This window comes from Pseudomonadales bacterium, assembly GCA_024234615.1.
In the GTDB taxonomy this organism is placed as follows: domain Bacteria; phylum Pseudomonadota; class Gammaproteobacteria; order Pseudomonadales; family IMCC2047; genus JAJFKB01.
The window spans coordinates 729724-746748 of sequence record JACKNY010000002.1; the positions used below are offsets into that span (position 1 = coordinate 729724).

Below are 17025 nucleotides of genomic sequence, written 5' to 3' on the forward strand. Positions count from 1 at the left end.
CAGTAATTTAGATAGTGAATTGCTCAGATCAATTCTGATCTTACTCTTTACCCATTATGAACCGTGGTCGAAACACATAAATCATAGAAGGTATAACAAATAATGCCGATATTGCCGAAACTGTCATCCAGAGCGCGATTAGCAGCCCCATCTCCGCCTGGAACCTGAGTGAGGAGAAAAAATACCAAAGTACTACAGCGGCAATCATAGTCAGTGCAGTCACGATCACCCCCCGTCCGGCACTTGCCATCGCAAACCTGATACTGTCGGCCAGATCAGAGGTACGCGCAAACTGCTCCTTGATACGGTCGACTATATAGAAACCGTAATCGACACCAAGACCAATACCCAGTGCCGCTACGGGTAAGGTATTTACATTCAGGCCGATGTCATTGAGGCTCATATAACTGAATGTGATAGTATTTGACAACACAACCGTTGGCAAAAAAAACAGACCCGCCTGTGTGGAGCGATAGGCGAACGCACACATCACAAAGAGTATTAACAGCGCCAATGCGATGGACTGTAACTGGCTGGAGAAAATCACCTCATTCACGGCTGCTAGCAAACCAATTAGTCCACCCGCCAATCGAAACTCGGTGCCTTCAATGGGGTTTTCTTTCTGATAGTCGCGAATCGCCTGAAATGCCGTGCGTATGGTATCGCCCTTGTGGTCGCGGAATACCATCTGTACCGCACCGTTGCGATATTTGCGATCTACAAACCGGTCGATATCACCTGGGTCCGAACCCGCCATGGCGATATACAGAAATTCTGCATTAGCAGTCTGGTCATAGCCCGTTCGAAAATAACGGGGATTGCCCTCGTGAAGCAACATATTTACCGGTCGAATGACATCCGCAACCGACTCCGTACCCCCAACTTCCGGCTGCGCTTCGATATACTGCTGAAACCGTGAGATATTCTCCAGCACGCGGGGCTGTTTGAGGATATCATTCTCCTGTCCCTCCACCACCAGAAACATCCGGTCGGTACCGGGGAAATGCTCGTTGATAGACGCATTGTCACGATTATAATCAGACTCTGGCCACAGGATAGGCGATCCCGGCTTCGAATCACCAATATGAATTCCGGTAGCAAAAAAACCGGAAATAACCAGTACCACGACAGCCAGCAACAAAACTCCGACAGCCTGATACCGGTGAGTAGCCACTGCGGTACACCGGGCCAACAGCCAGTTCATACCAGTGTCCGCACCGATATTAACCAACCGGTGTTCATGGTGTGATTTAGACCATGACAGAATGACGGGAATCATAATAATGGTGCAGATGACCATACCACCCAGCCATAAAGTACCAATCATCGCAGCCTTCTGTAACAGCGGTATTGGTGTTAGCGCAACTACGGCCATGGCACCGGCATCCGTAGCAAGTCCCAGCAAGCCTGGTCGAAACAGCTTGGCCAAGGTCGAGCTTGCCGCCTGCCGCGAATTATGTGTTCCTGTTTCCCGCTCTTTATCAAAAGCGAGGTTGAGTTGCACCGAGTGTGAAATCGCTCGAGCCGAGATCAAAAAAGTAATAACTATACCCAACGGGTCAAGGTTGATGCCGAACAAATGAACGATACCCAGAGCCCAAACACCAGAGATGGCCGCCGAAGCCAAAGGCAATAACGTGCCGCGTACCGTCCCCTTGGCGGCCAACAAGATCAGGGCAATCACCGCTGTTATGATATACACAATTTGCAAGGTTTCAGGGAGCTTGTTAATAACCTCTCCGACCAGTATCGGCTGACCAACGACCTTCAACTCCACACCCGGGATATTCACTTCATTCAAAAGGTTCTGTATTTGCGGAGCAACTTTATTGTAGTCCACCAAGCGATCAATAAAGTCCACTGTCACCAGCGCGGCACTTAGGTCCCGTGAAACATAATTGCCATAAACCACCGGGTTGGCAATTACGTGTTGACGCAGCTGATCGATCTCTTGTTGTGTTTCCGGCAGGTCCGGCCACATCAGCGGCTCGGCAACAAAGCCCTCGGTAGAAGCGTCAACATATTTAAGTTTTTTCGATGCCAGCGAGATAATTTGAAATTGATTGACGCCATCAATGTACTGGAGACCTTTTTGCAAGTTGCCAACAACCTTTAGCACAGGTTTGCTAAATATGGTGCCCTCATCAACCTTGACCATAATAGTAACGAGGTTAGCGCCGCCAAAATTCTCCTTATACTCTTCATTTATCTGTATATACGGGTGATTGGCCGGTTGCAGGTCAGTAAATATTGTCTTGACATTAATTTGGGCCGCAAACCAGCCAAATACCAGTGTCAATAAAACAATTATAGCTAATACAGGTGTACGCCAGTTTAAAAGAAACTGGGCAAAGTTAGGTAAATTCATGGTTGATCCTGCTGAAATAGATGCCAGTCGCGCTTTTTCAGCACTCCCAGATTAGCCCCGCTAATATAAAGTGTTTCCGGTTCCGAAACGGCTAACTTCGTGTACCAGCTGAAGTTGTTTTTAGCTAGCTGGAAAAAGTCCCAGTCAGTACCATCGTAACCAGCCCGTCCAACCATACCTGCGTTTCCTACGACGGCGTAATCCTGACCCGTCCAGTCTACATCGAACAGGTGCTCCTCGTGCCCGGTTGATACCATCTGCCAGGATACACCCGCATCATTGCTATGCGCGACAGTTCCAGATAAACCCACCACAACGGCACGGTACTTGTCGGCAAACGCCATAGACATCAGGCTAATTTCCGTGTCAATCTGCACATCTTCCCAGGTTTCACCACCATCTTGCGAGCGCCGAATCTGGCCGAACTCACCGACAATCCATACCGTGCCATCCGGCGCCACGGTTAGATCATTCCAGGCTACATCGACCTGAGGGTGCACCATCGTCCATGTTTGTCCATTATCCAGGCTCCGCAGTACGGTCCCGAAAGTGCCTGTAATCCACCAGCGATTGGTATCCGATTCCACATATGCCTGTAACAACTGGTCACCGAACTCGCGGGTCGGCACACCTACTTCAGTCCATGTCTGCCCCGCATCGTCGGTAACCAGTACTGTACCCTGATCGCCAACAACCAGTGCTGTAGTCTTATTAAGGGCGGCAATATCCTGCAGGTTCTTTTGGCTCGGCGACTTCTGAATAACCCAGACTTTACCGGCATCTTCGGAACGGATGATACGTCCTCCCGTACCAACGGCCCAGACGACTTGTCGGTCATCTTTGGGAACCACGACGCTGTAGAAATTATTGCGATAACCGAATAAAGCTGGCTCAACACTCGCTACATCTGTTTGCGGTTTAACGTAAAATGCTACCCAAAGCAGGCCGCCTACAACGAGTACAGATACCAGTATCTCAAGACTGTAAATAATGCGCCGCTTCATCGAATTACCATCATATAAGTGACCCTGAAAATCATCATTAACATTAAAATTCAACCGGAAATGTTTTGCTAGCCTCAGCTACGATTTGCTCGTACTGCTTAAACCTGACTACAGGAGATAAGGCCAACAAGTTCAATTACTTTCATCGAATCGTCACCTTAAATCAATTCACGATATGTTATTCCATAACCGTTCATAAAGCAATCCTTTCAGACTCGATCAGACACTAACTTGACCCGTTTACACACTTAAAAACTGACTGATTTTTTAACAGAAATTGATAACAAAATCTATCTATCAACATCAATCAGAATTTTACCAGCCACCCTGCTCTGGCGGATTAATTTGTGTGCATCAAACCTAGAGACAAAGAAATCGTGCAATCATCATCCACAGCATACATAATTTTTCTACACCCCTGTACTGGGATGAAACCGCAGCAACTGGGCAATTTTAAGATCATCTTTCACATATAATATAACGACTATTTAATTGCCATCCCGGCAATCTGCGGTACAATCAGCGGCGGCATTTTTTTCGATGTAAAGCTCTCGACCTCAATCTGGCTAAACCCCGCTGCTTTAAGGAATGAGCCAGTTTCACGATTAGTATGACAGCCTTCAAATAACCACCGCCAGGGCCGATCTAACAGATCCTGCCACTTGCGCAGCGTAGTACCGCGCGCTGCCCCAACATGTTCAATAAAAAAGAAACGGCCACCTGGTTTAAGCACCCGGTGCACTTCTGAGATCACCCGCGCGGGATCCGGTACCGTACAGAGCACTAACGTACAAACCACAGCATCGACCGAATTATCTTCAAACTCCAGATCCTCGGCACTACGCGCACGTAACTCATAATCGAGAGCGTGAGCCTGTACTGCTTCCAGCAGGCGCGGGTGCATATAGGGATTAGGTTCATACACCACCAGTTTGATACCCGGAGGGTAATAGCGAAAATTATTGCCGTTGCCCGCGCCGATTTCCACCACTGTGCCGCAAAACTCACTGAGTTCAGCTTCCTTTCTAGCACCAACTTCCCTATGGAAATCGTCCTCAAACTTTGCCATCATCCAGGCATTAAAGCGGCCACGTAGCGGATTAGGTTTCGGAATTGAGCTTGTCATTTTTTCTCCGATTATTTTTCTCGGTAAGTAGTTGCAATAATGTGCACATTATCTATTTGTGTTCAATGAAACTACCTGGCAACGTATTACTAACACTTATGCCTTGCAAGTTGAGCGCTAATCAAGGTTATTGCAATTTGTGTTTGCTTAATAATTATCCAAACAGGGGTATTATTTATTAACGCTGATTATTTTCGATTACTAACACTACGTGGAGCGCCTTGTTACTAATTTGCCGTGACTACCACCTTGCCCATGATTTCTCTGGCTTCCATCAAGCGATGTGCTTCGGCCAGCTCTTCAAATGGGATGCTGGTACCAACAAGCGGTTTGAAACGATCTGCATTTAACCGTTTAACTGTTTATCCGCAGTGAGTACAAAGAGAATAAACGCTCTGTTGGCCATTCACAAACAAACACTAATCTGGCTTTCGGTCCCTTTCTTGTCTTTTTGTAGTTACTCCGGGTAAAGTTCGAGCTAATTTTCACCGACTTTGACTTGAACAAGACAGCATAGACGGCGGACTCACAAACGGGGTTCCACCAAGCTCGCAGTATATAATCGAACAGCCTCATCACTAATGACGTGCGTTCTAGCGGTAGTTCGTATGGCTGAATACCGGTTTTCAAGGCTTCCTTCTATTTCAAATGTTTTAAAATATGTGCAATCACATCCGGATCTTCAATACTGGCAATTACCTTGACCTTTCCACCGCAACGCTCACAGGTTTCGATGTCGATATTGAAAACTCGTTTCAGTCTCTGCATCCACGTCATTACCCGATGCCGCTCTTCAGGGGGCTTCTCCAAAGCTTCCGCCACTCAGCCAGTTTGGCCTTAAAGCGTTACTTCATCGGCAAGCAATACGCCAGGGTTTGGCGTATCTTCAAGCCCATAACCACCCATCAGGTAGTGGTGGACTATACGCAGGGCAATCATACCAATATGGTCTTCAAAACCCTCCATATTTCCAAATCGTTGACGAAGCTTTCCGCCAACGTAGCCTTCCATCGGTTGAAACGCCCAAATCGGTACAAATTCTTGGAAAGCGTTTTGACATTCTATTTGCACCGCTTCGATAAAATCACAACCTTGTTCAAAGCCAGCGCGATCAGTTATTTGATAACGTCCTGGAACGAAAACCTGCCAGTCCAGGACTAAAAATCCACGCATATATTGCACAAAGTTCGCAATGTGGTAATCCGGCATAAACCCGTATTTGGCGTTACCCAGAATCGTGTCTGAGGAGAACAGCAGCTTCTCCTCGGGAAAATACGCCGTCAGATTACCCGAACCATGCGTCGGCCCTGGATTCAATAAGGTCAAATCCACGCCATCAATACTGAGCTGGTTTTCATGCCCAGTAAGCACTGTATTCGGAGTCAACTGGCCTTCCGCTCCTCTTACCTTGATGACTTTGGCACAAATTTCGTCAGCGATAATTTTTGCGTCCGGCGCAAGATCGGCGGCGAAACCTGCGTGGTCGAGATGATCGTGACTATAGATAATGGTGCTAATCGATTTGCCCGGCAGGGTATTTTCTATCGCTCTTTTGTAGGCTCGTGCCTTACCCGGTGTACCGAGGGTGTCAAAAGCGATCACGCTGGTTTCGCCCTCAACAAAAATCGTACGACATTGACCATCACTGACGCTCCACAGCCGATTCGACAATTGCGTGACGTCCAGGGTCGGCTCAGCGGCTAAGTAGCTTTGCGCTGCGTCAAGTGTAAACAAACCTCGATTTTCATTGCTCATTTTATGTCACCCATCTATAACGCTGTCGTGACGGGTTTGAGATTTCCTTCAATGCCCCAACCGCCACTTAGGTACTCTTGCATATACCGCGATAAGTTCATTGCCGCGTATTCGTAGTAGCGAAACTGATTACGATAATGGGGACCTAACTTTTCATCAGTATAACGATTCAGCCCCTTCCAATCGTGAGGGTCAAGGCCGTCAATAATTGCCTGCTGCCCAAATTCGAAAAGATGCTCCCAAAAGTCCAGTATCTCAATAAATTGCAGTCGGTTAAGCACCCAAAAATGACCGGGTACGAAAATATCCCAATCTAAGCTGAGGAAGCGCTTCATCACCGGTATATAGTGAGTTAAATGCCAGTCCATCAAATAGGTATAACCCACTCCTGCTGCCACCGTATCCACCATAAACAGCACCTTACTCTGTGGGAAATAAGCGGCAACATTGCCATCACCGTGAGTTGGGCCAGGGTAAATCAGCTCAAAATAACAGCCATCCATATGATAGGACTTGCGCTCCCCCTCCCACACTTCGGTCGCGGGCAACTGGCCGTCAGACTCGCGCGCCACAATCACTCGGTTAGCATAACTGTGCGCAATAATATCGGCTGTGGGTGCTAAATCAGCGGCATAGCCGCAATGATCCAAATGCTCATGGGAATAAACAATGGTATGAATAGGCTTTTTCGGAAAGACTCGACCAACTGCGGCGCCATAGGCTCTCGCAGTACCCGGAGTTGTTAAGGTATCAAAGGCGATACAGCCCTTTTCGCCCTCAAGAAAAATCGTACGGTAAATGCCTTCGCTAGCGGTCCAAATATTGTCCCTGACAGGGGAATAGGTAATATCCCGCCATGCGCCCTGCGCCGCTAGATTACCAATCGTGAAAATACCACAGTGTTCGCAAGGTCGATCTTGTGCTGGGGATGCTGTCGTCAAGAAACGTCTCCTATCACCTGTATCCGCTAAAAAGATAAACGCATCGAGGAAACCTGTCCAAACTCGCGGCATGGCTTACGCATGATTGTTAGGATCAAATTTCATACAATATCGATATCGCCAAGACTGACGAAGGATCATAATCTTCGCTATCGCGACTGTCTTGTATATAAACGCCCAAATACTTGACTGCGAGCGCAGCATTTTGCCCATTTTTGACACCAAACTCTTTTTTACAACCCTTCAGATAATCAAGTAGATAAGTTGCTGAGCATAAATACTGCGCAATTGGTTGTTATCTTTCTTTGGGCCTTGCATCCGCCTGCTCATCCAACTCCAAGTCCTCACACTTGAGCTCTGGCAATTCTTGATCGCAATAGTCACTACCCATTTTTTTCAACGCACCACACATGCCTTCTATTTTGGTATCAACGGCATGCATATGATCTAATATTGCAAAAATTGATTTACTAATCGGATCCGGCATATCTTGAGTGACCCCGTAAGCATCGAAACCAATTTTATCCGCCATCGCTTTACGTCGGGCCGTGTCTTTATCACCCTTGGCAATGATTCTACCAGGTATGCCAACAACGGTAGCACCTGCGGGCACGTCCTTCGTCACTACCGCATTAGAGCCAATGCGGGCTCCTTGCGCTATAACAATAGGACCCAATACCTTTGCGCCAGCCCCAACCACGACGCCATTGCCTAAAGTCGGATGCCGTTTACCCTTGTCCCAGCTCGTTCCACCCAGTGTTACGCCGTGGTAGATGGTCACATCATCCCCTACTTCGGCGGTCTCTCCTACTACAACACCCATGCCATGATCAATAAAAAACCGACGACCAATCGTCGCACCCGGATGAATTTCAATACCCGTCAACCATCGGTTAAAGGTCGAAAGTGTACGCGCTAACCACTTCCACCCCTTTATCCACAGACAATGGCTAGCTCGGTGCAATAAAATTGCATGCAGCCCAGGATAGTTCGTTAAAACTTCGAAAGCTGTTCTGGCTGCCGGGTCGCGTTCAAAAACACAGTTTATATCTTCTTTAACCCTTTCAAACATAAATATCCATGGTTACTGTTAGCAGGCTCTAGCTAACATATTCCCAGTTGATCAATAAAAGTCCAAGCGTATATCTCAGGTAGGCAAAAGGCATTCTATTTTGATTTTCATGGGCTGTATAGCTAGATACATTGCGTTTTCCTGAAAAATATTTTTCAAATCCTTTAGATATCAATTAAAATGGCAGGTCGGCGTATTCCATTTTAAACGTTTTAATAGTCGATAACGGACTTTTGTACATATTCAGGAGGATACATTGAAACTACTTCGATCTGGGGAATCAAAACACTACCCTTTCCGTACAGAAAGATTTTATCGCGCCAACAACGGCTGGTACTTTCTTATTCGGGGCGGGATTGCGAAAGGTCCTTTTGCGCGACGAGAAGAAGCGGAAAATGCACTGAAAAGTTATATGGCCACGCAGGAAAACTTAAACCAAGTATTCCAACAAGTGAATAAGGCCCCTTTTTAGACAATGTTTTTAAAAACATGTTGTTAGACAACACCACGCTTGGCTTTAAACCTTCCTGTGGGCAGCTTCATTGGGAACCGGAAAATTAAACTCATCAAAGCTTTGGTAACAATTTTTGCGTTGCCGTTAAGATTCCTCGTAACAAATTCACTTCAACCTGATCCGGCCGGCTACGTATATAAAGGCGCTTGAGGCGAGTCATTAATTGACGCGGATTCTTAGGGTTGATCACCTTTAAGCCTATTAACGTCTCTTCGAGATGTTCAAAAAACCGTTGAATTTCTTCTGTGCTGGCGGCCTCAATGTCCCATTCAATACCCCAATCCCAGGCCTGCTTTAATCCCGACTCAGCAATCGCCGCTACCCGCAGCTCGTAGCTTACCACCTGTACCGCCGCTCCCAGGTTCAACGAGCTGTAATCGGGATTGCTGGGAATCTGTAGGTGAAAATGACAGCGTTGTAATTCATCATTGGTTAAACCCCGGTCTTCTCGACCAAAGAGTACGGCAACCTCATGACTTTCTGGCTCGTTAATAATGGTTTCTGCCGCCTGCCGCGCTTCCATCACAGGCCAGGGAATGCTGCGATCACGCGCGCTCGCACCGACCACCAAATGGCATCCGGAAATTGCCTCATCCAACGTTTCACAGATCACAGCCTGATCTAAGATATCCAATGCTGATGCGGCGCGCCATGTTGCTTTTTCATCAGGGAACTGTTTTGGAGCGACTAAATAGAGTCGAGATAACCCCATATTTTTTATCGCCCGCGCGGCGGCGCCAATATTACCAGGGTGAGAAGTATTAACAAGGACAACTCTAATACGATTTAACATGTGGTGATTTTTGATCTACCAGAATGGAGAAGGCCGAATCAAACTGACTCAACCTTGCTAATTTATCTAGCCTTATTAAGGCATGCCGTCCTGCTCAACACCCTCTTTCACTGGCAGCAACAGATCTTCTCTGCTGATATTCATCGCCAACAGGATATTAGCCGCCACATAAATAGAGGAGGAAGTACCCACGACAATTCCGATAATAAGTGCAATGGAAAACCCGCGAATCAGCTCACCGCCAAACACATAAAGTGCCAAAAGCACCATTAAAGTCGTTAAAGAAGTAAACAGAGTTCGCGAAAGCGTTTGGTTCAACGAGCTATTAATGATTTCCAATGAAGTACCTTTACGTACTTTCCGGAAATTTTCTCGAATGCGGTCGTAAACTACAATAGTGTCGTTGAGCGAATACCCAATCACTGCCAATATTGCCGCCAACACCGTTAAGTCGAAATTCCACTGAAACCAGGAAAAAATCCCCAGCACGATGATGACGTCATGAATGAGGCCGACTACCGCGCCCACAGCAAACTTAAATTGAAACCGAAAGGCGATGTACAACAACACCCCTGCCAGAGCCAGCACCATCCCCAAACCACCCTGCTCGCGCAGTTCCTCACCCACCTGTGAACCGACGAACTCGGAACGCTGTAACTCTACCGCATATTTACCGGAATCACTCAGGGCATGAATGACCTGCTCACCCACCTCCGGACTATAGCCTTGTGACAAACGCACTAGTACCTCTGTTTCTGCACCAAAATACTGAGCTACCGGGTTGCTGTAGCCCGCATCTTCAAGAAGTTTGCGGACCAAGTTCAGGTCAGCAGTCTCTGGATAACTGAGTTCGATTAAAGTACCGCCGGTAAAATCCAAACCGAAAGAAAGCTGTTTAACTGCCAAAGAAGCAATAGAAGCTAGTACGAGAATAATTGAGAGTGCGCCAACTAGCTTGCGCTTACCCATAAAATCAATCTTTAATTCATTCATCGACACAGCACTCGCCCCTATATCCAAAGTTTTTTGACACTACGTCGACCAAAGGTCAAGTTGACCATCGCGCGCGTTAAAACAATCGCCGTATACATGGAAGTGAGAATTCCGATCGAAAGCGTAACCGCAAACCCCTTGACTGGCCCGGTACCAACTGCAAAAAGAATAACCGCCACCAATAGCGTGGTAATGTTGGCATCAAAAATTGTCTCAAACGCACGTTCATATCCAGCATGAATGGCCGATTGTATTGGCAGACCATTCTTCATCTCTTCCTTGATTCGCTCAAAAATCAGTACGTTTGCATCCACCGCCATGCCCACAGTTAAAACAATCCCGGCAATACCAGGCAGCGTAAGCGTTGCCGATAGAATTGATATGACGGATATCAATAACACCAGGTTGACCCCTAACGCAATATTTGCAAAGAGTCCAAAAACCCGGTAATAGAGCAGCATAAAGACAATAACCGTCGCCAAACCTATTAGAACCGACTTCACACCGAGATCGATATTTTCCTGCCCTAAGCTAGGCCCGACGGTTCGTTCTTCAACAAAGTATATCGGCGCCGCCAGCGAACCAGCTCGTAATAACAGAGCTAATTCTGAGGATTCCTGAGGATTATCCAGCCCGGTAATGCGAAACCGATTACCTAAAGCAGTTTGAATCGTCGCTAAGCTGATGATGCTTTTTTCAACATATTTTTCTCGCTCTTGCACCAGTTCACCATCGACTTTTTTAAACCGGCTCCGGGTTTTATGTTCGATAAAGAGCACCGCCATACTGCGTTTAACCGCATTACTGGTGACACGGTTCATCAGTTTGCCACCCTTCGCATCCAAGGTAATGTTAACCTGCGGCTGGCCGTTCTCATCAAAGCTGGCACCTGCATTGGCGACACTACTTCCGGTAATAATAATTCCCTTTTCGACCGTGGCCGTTCTGACACCTCGACTTTTATCGCGGAACTCAAACTCTTCAGTTTTGCTGCTCAGCTCATCGGGTTTGGCTTCAAGCCGAAACTCCAGGTTTGCCGTTGCGCCAATAATTCGTTTGGCTAACGCGGTGTCCTGAATGCCCGGCAGCTCTACCACAATACGATTGCTACCTTGGCGCTGTACTAAAGGCTCCGCCACACCCAGTTCGTTTACCCGATTACGTAAAGTGGTTAAATTTTGTTTAATGGCATAGTCTTCAATTTCACGTAATTTAGACTCCAGTAAAGATAGCTTTACAAAGAAGCCTTCTTTACTTGCGTCCTCGGTAAATTGAAACTCATTATATTCCGCTTTTAACGCTCTAACTGCCTGATCACGCACCGACTCCAATTCGAATTTTATAACAACGCCACCATCCTGCAGCTCTACTAATCGATAACGCAGCTTCTTTTCACGCAATAGATTTTTTACTTCGCTAACATAAATTTCCAAGCGTTGTTCGAGTGCTTTCGCCATATCCACTTCCATTAAGAAATGAACACCGCCACGTAAATCAAGCCCCAGCTTCATCGGTGAAGCGCCTAAGCTAACCAGCCATTCGGGCGTAGTGGGTGCGAGATTAAGCGCCACCAGATAATCATCACCCACCGCATGCTGTATTAACGTTTTTGCTCTTAACTGCGCGTCACCATCAGCGAAACGTATTAACGCATTTTTATCAGTAAGCTCAGTTTTTATATAGGTAATGTCTGCCTCATCCAGCGCCTGAGTGACTCTACTCAATAAAACCTGATCGGTGATAGTAGCGCTGCTGGTGCCTGAGATTTGAATCGCCGGATCATCGGGATAGAGATTGGGTAATGCGTAAATGCCTCCCATCGCTATCAGAAACAGTATGAACAAGTACTTCCATGGGGAAAATCGATTAAGCATTCAATTACCTTTTTTCTGCATCCTGATGATTTTATACTGCCTTCAAGGTTCCTTTAGGCAAGACGCTCGCGATGGCCGCTTTTTGCACCTTCACCTCGACACCATCGGCAATTTCCATCACCACGAAGTTATCTGTGACCTTAGTGACTTTACCCGCAATACCACCACTGTTAATCACCTCATCGCCCTTGGCCAAATCAGCCAATAAATTCTTATGTTCTTTGGCGCGCTTACTCTGCGGACGCCAGATCATAAAATAAAATATCAAACCAAAAATCGCGAGCATGATTAACGGCTCAAAACCGCTACCTGTTGCTGGCGCTGCATCTGCGGCCAAGGCCTCAGCAATAAAAAAGCTCATTCTGTTTCTCCCCTCTATTTACACTATACGTTTCTGGTAGAACGCCGCGACAAAAGCGCTCAATGTACCCTGTTCGATGGCGCTACGCAAACCCTTCATTAGATTTTGGTAATAGCGTAGATTATGGATTGTCGCGAGCTGGGAAAAGAGCATTTCCCTGCACTTATCCAGGTGATGCAAGTAAGCACGACTCACTGTGCTACAGGTGTAGCAATCACATTCCTCGTCCAGCGGCTGCGCATCAGTTTTATACTGTGAATTTCTGATTTTAATAACACCACTGCTAACGAAAAGATGGCCGTTACGCGCATTTCGTGTTGGTATCACGCAGTCAAACATATCAACGCCTCGCCAAACCGCTTCAACAATATCTTCCGGCTTACCAACACCCATTAAATACCGCGGCTTATCCGTGGGCATATGTGGTGTAATTCCTTCCAGCGTGGCCATCATTTCAGCTTTAGGCTCACCGACTGAAAGCCCGCCGATGGCATAGCCATCAAAACCTATCTGCATTAAACCGGCGAGCGATTCTGTCCGTAAAGCGTCAAACATGCCGCCTTGAATAATACCAAACAATGAGGCTGGGTTATCTCCCTGAGCACGGGTATGCGCGTCTTTGCTGCGTTGAGCCCAGCGTAACGACAGCCGCATCGATTCCTCAGCCTGCTCATAGCTAGCCGGATAGGGAGTGCACTCATCAAAAATCATCACAATATCCGACCCCAGGTCGGCCTGCACCTGCATCGCACTTTCCGGCGACAAAGCAACAGAACTCCCGTCTATCGGTGACTTAAAGGTCACGCCTTGCTCACTGATTTTGCGTAGCTCTCCCAAACTAAATACCTGAAAACCACCGGAATCCGTCAATATTGGGCGCTGCCAGCCAATAAAGCCGTGCAATCCACCCAGCGTTTTCACCACGTTGGCACCAGGGCGCAGCATGAGATGAAAGGTGTTACCCAATATTATCTCAGCGCCAATCGCCTCGATATCGCGCGGTAACATTGCCTTGACGCTACCATAGGTACCCACCGGCATAAAAGCAGGTGTTTCAATACTTCCCCGCGCAAAGCTTAATCGTCCTCTGCGTGCAGCACCCTCCGACTTTAGTAGATCAAATGTCATATAGGCCACTCAGTGATTTCTCCTTTAGATTAGCATCATGATCTTGCTGGCGTGACAAACATAGCGTCGCCATAACTAAAGAAACGATAGCGGTTTTTAATAGCTTCACGATAGGCATGTAGTACGTGCTCTCGCCCGGCAAAAGCGGATACCAGCATTAATAGCGTCGATTCCGGTAAATGGAAATTTGTCACCATGGCATCGACACAGCGAAACTGGTAACCCGGATAAATAAAAATATTAGTGTCTCCCGCATAGGGTGCAATCCTTTGACCTAACTCTTCAGCCTTTAGGGCCGCAGTTTCCAGACAACGAACACTGGTGGTGCCAACCGCAATAATGCGCCCACCTTCAGCTCTCGTTGCCTCAATCTTTTCACACACCGTCGCACTAACTTCTAACCACTCCGAATGCATGCGATGCTCTTCGATTCTCGCCACCCGCACTGGCTGAAAAGTGCCCGCACCCACATGCAAAGTTACGTATGCGGTTTCAACACCAAGTGCTTGAATTTTTTTTAGCAATGGCTCATCAAAATGTAGTCCCGCTGTTGGTGCTGCGACCGCTCCAGGTTCTTTCGCATAGACGGTCTGGTAACGTTCACGATCAAATAACTCATCATCCCTTTGCATATAGGGTGGTAACGGCATATGTCCGTGAGCAGACAGCATGTCATATAGGTTAGTGGCTGAACCAATTCGGTAAAATTCATCATCGCGGCCAATCACCTCAATCCAAGCGTCATTGCCAATAGTAATTTTGGCACCCGTTTTTGGAGGCTTACTGGCCCGAATTTGAGTGATGGCCTCCTGCGGACTGATCATTCTTTCAATCAGTAGCTCTACTTTACCACCGGTTTCTTTCTGCCCAAACAACCGAGCGGGCAACACCTTGGTATTATTAAAAACCAGTAGGTCGTTCGAACTTAGTAACGAAGAAATATCCGAGAAGGTAAAATGCTCAAGCTGACCGGTGGCGCCATCTAGGGACAGAAGTCGACTTGCACTACGCTGCGCTTGCGGATAAAGCGCTATCAGTTCTTGTGGGAGTTGGTAATGAAATTCGCTGAGCTGCATTTTACACCCGATTTTGAGGGCGCTAAGGTTAGCGAAAATTTCGGGCTATGAACAGTCTCAGGCGTAAGCTTTGGAAATTCCAGTTAAAAAAATGGGCGGAGGCTTAAACGCCTTCCGCCCATTCGTAGCTAATGTCTAAAAATTTTTTTAGACTTATGCCGCTTTCTTAACAGGCTGTGCCTTTACAAAAGCATCTTTAACAAAGTTCATGTTGCTTTCAACCAAACCGGCAAACAAGCCTGCTTTGTTCCAGAAGTTTTCAGCAACAATTTCTTGCTGCTCTTCAGCAAATTTCTTCTGCGCTTCAAAAGCTGCTTCCAAATCTTTGCTGTTTAACAATGTATCTGCCTGGGCCAACGCATCTTCAACTGTTTCACGCACTTGCACTGATTGCAGAATAACTGCGTCAGTCAAAGCGTTTACATTAGTTGCAACCAAGTTAGCTGCCAATTTAGCGTTCTTCTGAGCCAATTCAGGATTTGCAAAAGACTCCATGTACTCTTTAGCAGCCTTCAGTGTATCAGCATCAACCAGTTTATCTAAATTGCCTTGGAACTGATCAAAGTTATAAAAGCTTTTGAAGTTCTCTTGGATGGCTTCAACATCATAGAATTTTTTAACTGATTCTTGAATGGCGTTAAAGTCATAAGCCTTGTTGAAGTTTGCTTGGAAAGCTTCAGCATCAAATAAATTTTTAAAACTATCTTGAAAGTTCATCATTTTTTAATCTCCATAAATAATATTATGCACTGCAAAATCTGTTAATAGCAAATATATACGGAGCTTTAGATTCTGTCAACAATTATTTTTTGCACTGCAAAATAATTGTTTCAGCGTTATGTGAAGATTATTTGAAAGGCTTCAATCTGATTCTTTTTTCTGATTTCCAGCCGCAGTGAAAGCCGTCATGAAATTGATGTTCTGTTCGGAAATCTTCTTTAGCATATTCATAGGACTGGCATCAAGCAGCTGCCGCATCTGGCGTTGTAAGCCATCCTGCTGGTCAAGAAAAGCCGCCAAGCTGTGCTCCAAATATTGACTCAGCAGCCCCTGCATACCGCTACCATAAAAGCGTATCAATTGTTGCAGCAGCTTATTGGTCAATAGCGCTTCTTTACCGCTATCTTCCATTTCGCTGATTATCTGCAGCAAAACCGCACTGGTTAAATCTTTCCCTGTTTTAGAGTCCTCCACGCGGAACTCATCATGCTTCAACACCAACTGCTTTACATCTTCTAGCGTCACAAACTGACTATCAGTTGTGTCATAAAGCCGACGGTTTGGATATTTTTTTAATAGACGCAAGAATACTAACTCCTAAACCTACTGGAACAATGGCAAACCTACCGCATTCGCCGTCTCATTATAACGAATAGTCTAACGATTACTGTATATTTTTATACCTCAATATTAGGAGCATATGGCAATAAACCAGCAATTAATACTGTTTGTATTTATCCAGCCAATTTAATTGACCTGTTAAAGCGATTAGTTATAATGAGCAGCCTTCGCGGATCAGGTTCTTTTGCTTTCGTTTTACCTGCAACGCAACAATGCCAGAGTGGTGAAATTGGTAGACACAGTGGATTCAAAATTCTCAAGCGATTTTGTATCCCAAGGGAAAATAGTAAAATCTAAGCAGTGCCAGAGTGGTGAAATTGGTAGACACAGGAGATTCAAAATCTCCCGCCAGCAATGGTGTGCCGGTTCGAGTCCGGCCTCTGGTACCATCCTCCTTCCCTTTTTAAACCCAACGGATTATTTTCCACTTCACACCCTAGATAGAAGCCTTGGGATGCACCTGGGATACAAATGGGAGTAATCTGAAGAAACATATAGTACGCCTTAAAAAACACATTCCGAGCTAAACCACTCTCTTATCAGAGCTAAAGCCCACGATTTTACAAACTCTTGAAATATCTCCGTATGAGCTGACAAACAACTGACCGGGTTCTTTAGGTTCTAGTAGCCTTACTGCAGTGAAAGTTCAAGTCCTCTCCTGGGCACCATTATGAAAAAT

At 46.3% G+C, this 17025-nt stretch carries 15 protein-coding genes, 1 tRNA gene and 2 pseudogenes; 2 read left to right on the plus strand and 16 right to left on the minus strand.

Annotation, left to right across the window (positions count from 1 at the left end; genetic code table 11):
• Positions 1-40: 40 nt before the first annotated feature.
• The 8 genes and pseudogenes from H6995_12535 to cysE form a co-directional block, all read right to left on the minus strand.
• On the minus strand, positions 41-2368 hold the full coding sequence (locus tag H6995_12535) for an MMPL family transporter (protein ID MCP5215827.1): 2328 nt from the start codon (positions 2366-2368) through the stop codon (positions 41-43).
• Positions 2365-3372, minus strand: a complete 1008-nt coding sequence (locus H6995_12540) for a glycosyl hydrolase (GenBank protein MCP5215828.1) — start codon at positions 3370-3372, stop codon at positions 2365-2367. The genes H6995_12535 and H6995_12540 overlap by 4 nt, the downstream gene beginning before the upstream one ends.
• Before the next feature lie 484 nt (positions 3373-3856).
• The gene (locus H6995_12545; protein ID MCP5215829.1) at positions 3857-4498 is read right to left on the minus strand and encodes a class I SAM-dependent methyltransferase; all 642 of its coding nucleotides are present in this window, start codon (positions 4496-4498) and stop codon (positions 3857-3859) included.
• A 227-nt stretch (positions 4499-4725) separates the two neighbouring features.
• Positions 4726-4848, minus strand: a pseudogene (locus H6995_12550) (zinc-binding dehydrogenase).
• Between the two features lie 292 nt (positions 4849-5140).
• Positions 5141-5275 (minus strand): annotated as a pseudogene (locus H6995_12555) (IS91 family transposase).
• A gap of 60 nt (positions 5276-5335) precedes the next feature.
• Positions 5336-6253, minus strand: a complete 918-nt coding sequence (locus H6995_12560) for an MBL fold metallo-hydrolase (GenBank protein MCP5215830.1) — start codon at positions 6251-6253, stop codon at positions 5336-5338.
• 14 nt (positions 6254-6267) lie between these two features.
• On the minus strand, positions 6268-7194 hold the full coding sequence (locus H6995_12565) for an MBL fold metallo-hydrolase (protein ID MCP5215831.1): 927 nt from the start codon (positions 7192-7194) through the stop codon (positions 6268-6270).
• Between the two features lie 295 nt (positions 7195-7489).
• Complete coding sequence (cysE, locus tag H6995_12570; GenBank protein ID MCP5215832.1) at positions 7490-8266, minus strand: serine O-acetyltransferase; 777 nt, start codon at positions 8264-8266, stop codon at positions 7490-7492.
• Positions 8267-8522: 256 nt separating this feature from the next.
• On the opposite strand from cysE, the gene H6995_12575 reads away from it, so the two are divergent.
• Positions 8523-8738 carry a hypothetical protein gene (locus tag H6995_12575; GenBank protein MCP5215833.1) on the plus strand — a complete coding sequence of 72 codons (216 nt, stop codon included), beginning with the start codon at positions 8523-8525 and terminating at the stop codon, positions 8736-8738.
• A gap of 94 nt (positions 8739-8832) precedes the next feature.
• On the opposite strand, the gene trmJ is transcribed toward H6995_12575, so the two are convergent.
• The 8 genes from trmJ to phaR form a co-directional block, all read right to left on the minus strand.
• Positions 8833-9573, minus strand: a complete 741-nt coding sequence (gene trmJ / locus H6995_12580; GenBank protein ID MCP5215834.1) for a tRNA (cytosine(32)/uridine(32)-2'-O)-methyltransferase TrmJ — start codon at positions 9571-9573, stop codon at positions 8833-8835.
• Between the two features lie 75 nt (positions 9574-9648).
• Positions 9649-10566, minus strand: a complete 918-nt coding sequence (gene secF, locus H6995_12585) for a protein translocase subunit SecF (protein ID MCP5215835.1) — start codon at positions 10564-10566, stop codon at positions 9649-9651.
• Positions 10567-10583: 17 nt separating this feature from the next.
• On the minus strand, positions 10584-12440 hold the full coding sequence (secD, locus tag H6995_12590) for a protein translocase subunit SecD (GenBank protein ID MCP5215836.1): 1857 nt from the start codon (positions 12438-12440) through the stop codon (positions 10584-10586).
• Positions 12441-12471: 31 nt separating this feature from the next.
• Positions 12472-12801, minus strand: a complete 330-nt coding sequence (gene yajC, locus H6995_12595) for a preprotein translocase subunit YajC (protein ID MCP5215837.1) — start codon at positions 12799-12801, stop codon at positions 12472-12474.
• Between the two features lie 18 nt (positions 12802-12819).
• Positions 12820-13929 (minus strand): tRNA guanosine(34) transglycosylase Tgt, encoded by a 1110-nt coding sequence (tgt, locus tag H6995_12600; GenBank protein MCP5215838.1) that lies wholly within the window; start codon positions 13927-13929, stop codon positions 12820-12822.
• Between the two features lie 35 nt (positions 13930-13964).
• Complete coding sequence (gene queA / locus H6995_12605) at positions 13965-15005, minus strand: tRNA preQ1(34) S-adenosylmethionine ribosyltransferase-isomerase QueA (protein MCP5215839.1); 1041 nt, start codon at positions 15003-15005, stop codon at positions 13965-13967.
• A gap of 153 nt (positions 15006-15158) precedes the next feature.
• Entirely contained in the window at positions 15159-15725 is a 567-nt protein-coding gene (locus tag H6995_12610; GenBank protein ID MCP5215840.1) for a phasin family protein, read from the minus strand.
• Between the two features lie 141 nt (positions 15726-15866).
• Complete coding sequence (phaR, locus tag H6995_12615; protein MCP5215841.1) at positions 15867-16310, minus strand: polyhydroxyalkanoate synthesis repressor PhaR; 444 nt, start codon at positions 16308-16310, stop codon at positions 15867-15869.
• A gap of 338 nt (positions 16311-16648) precedes the next feature.
• Here phaR and H6995_12620 point away from each other — a divergent pair.
• Positions 16649-16735 (plus strand) — tRNA-Leu (locus tag H6995_12620).
• Positions 16736-17025: the final 290 nt, after the last annotated feature.

Bases quoted from the DNA above. Each gene is read 5' to 3' on its own strand.
- H6995_12535 (MCP5215827.1), bottom strand. From the start codon at position 2,368: ATGAATTTACCTAACTTTGCCCAGTTTCTTTTAAACTGGCGTACACCT.
- H6995_12540 (MCP5215828.1), bottom strand. From the start codon at position 3,372: ATGAAGCGGCGCATTATTTACAGTCTTGAGATACTGGTATCTGTACTC.
- H6995_12545 (MCP5215829.1), bottom strand. From the start codon at position 4,498: ATGACAAGCTCAATTCCGAAACCTAATCCGCTACGTGGCCGCTTTAAT.
- H6995_12560 (MCP5215830.1), bottom strand. From the start codon at position 6,253: ATGAGCAATGAAAATCGAGGTTTGTTTACACTTGACGCAGCGCAAAGC.
- cysE (MCP5215832.1), bottom strand. From the start codon at position 8,266: ATGTTTGAAAGGGTTAAAGAAGATATAAACTGTGTTTTTGAACGCGAC.
- trmJ (MCP5215834.1), bottom strand. From the start codon at position 9,573: ATGTTAAATCGTATTAGAGTTGTCCTTGTTAATACTTCTCACCCTGGT.
- secF (MCP5215835.1), bottom strand. From the start codon at position 10,566: ATGAATGAATTAAAGATTGATTTTATGGGTAAGCGCAAGCTAGTTGGC.
- secD (MCP5215836.1), bottom strand. From the start codon at position 12,440: ATGCTTAATCGATTTTCCCCATGGAAGTACTTGTTCATACTGTTTCTG.
- yajC (MCP5215837.1), bottom strand. From the start codon at position 12,801: ATGAGCTTTTTTATTGCTGAGGCCTTGGCCGCAGATGCAGCGCCAGCA.
- tgt (MCP5215838.1), bottom strand. From the start codon at position 13,929: ATGACATTTGATCTACTAAAGTCGGAGGGTGCTGCACGCAGAGGACGA.
- queA (MCP5215839.1), bottom strand. From the start codon at position 15,005: ATGCAGCTCAGCGAATTTCATTACCAACTCCCACAAGAACTGATAGCG.
- H6995_12610 (MCP5215840.1), bottom strand. From the start codon at position 15,725: ATGATGAACTTTCAAGATAGTTTTAAAAATTTATTTGATGCTGAAGCT.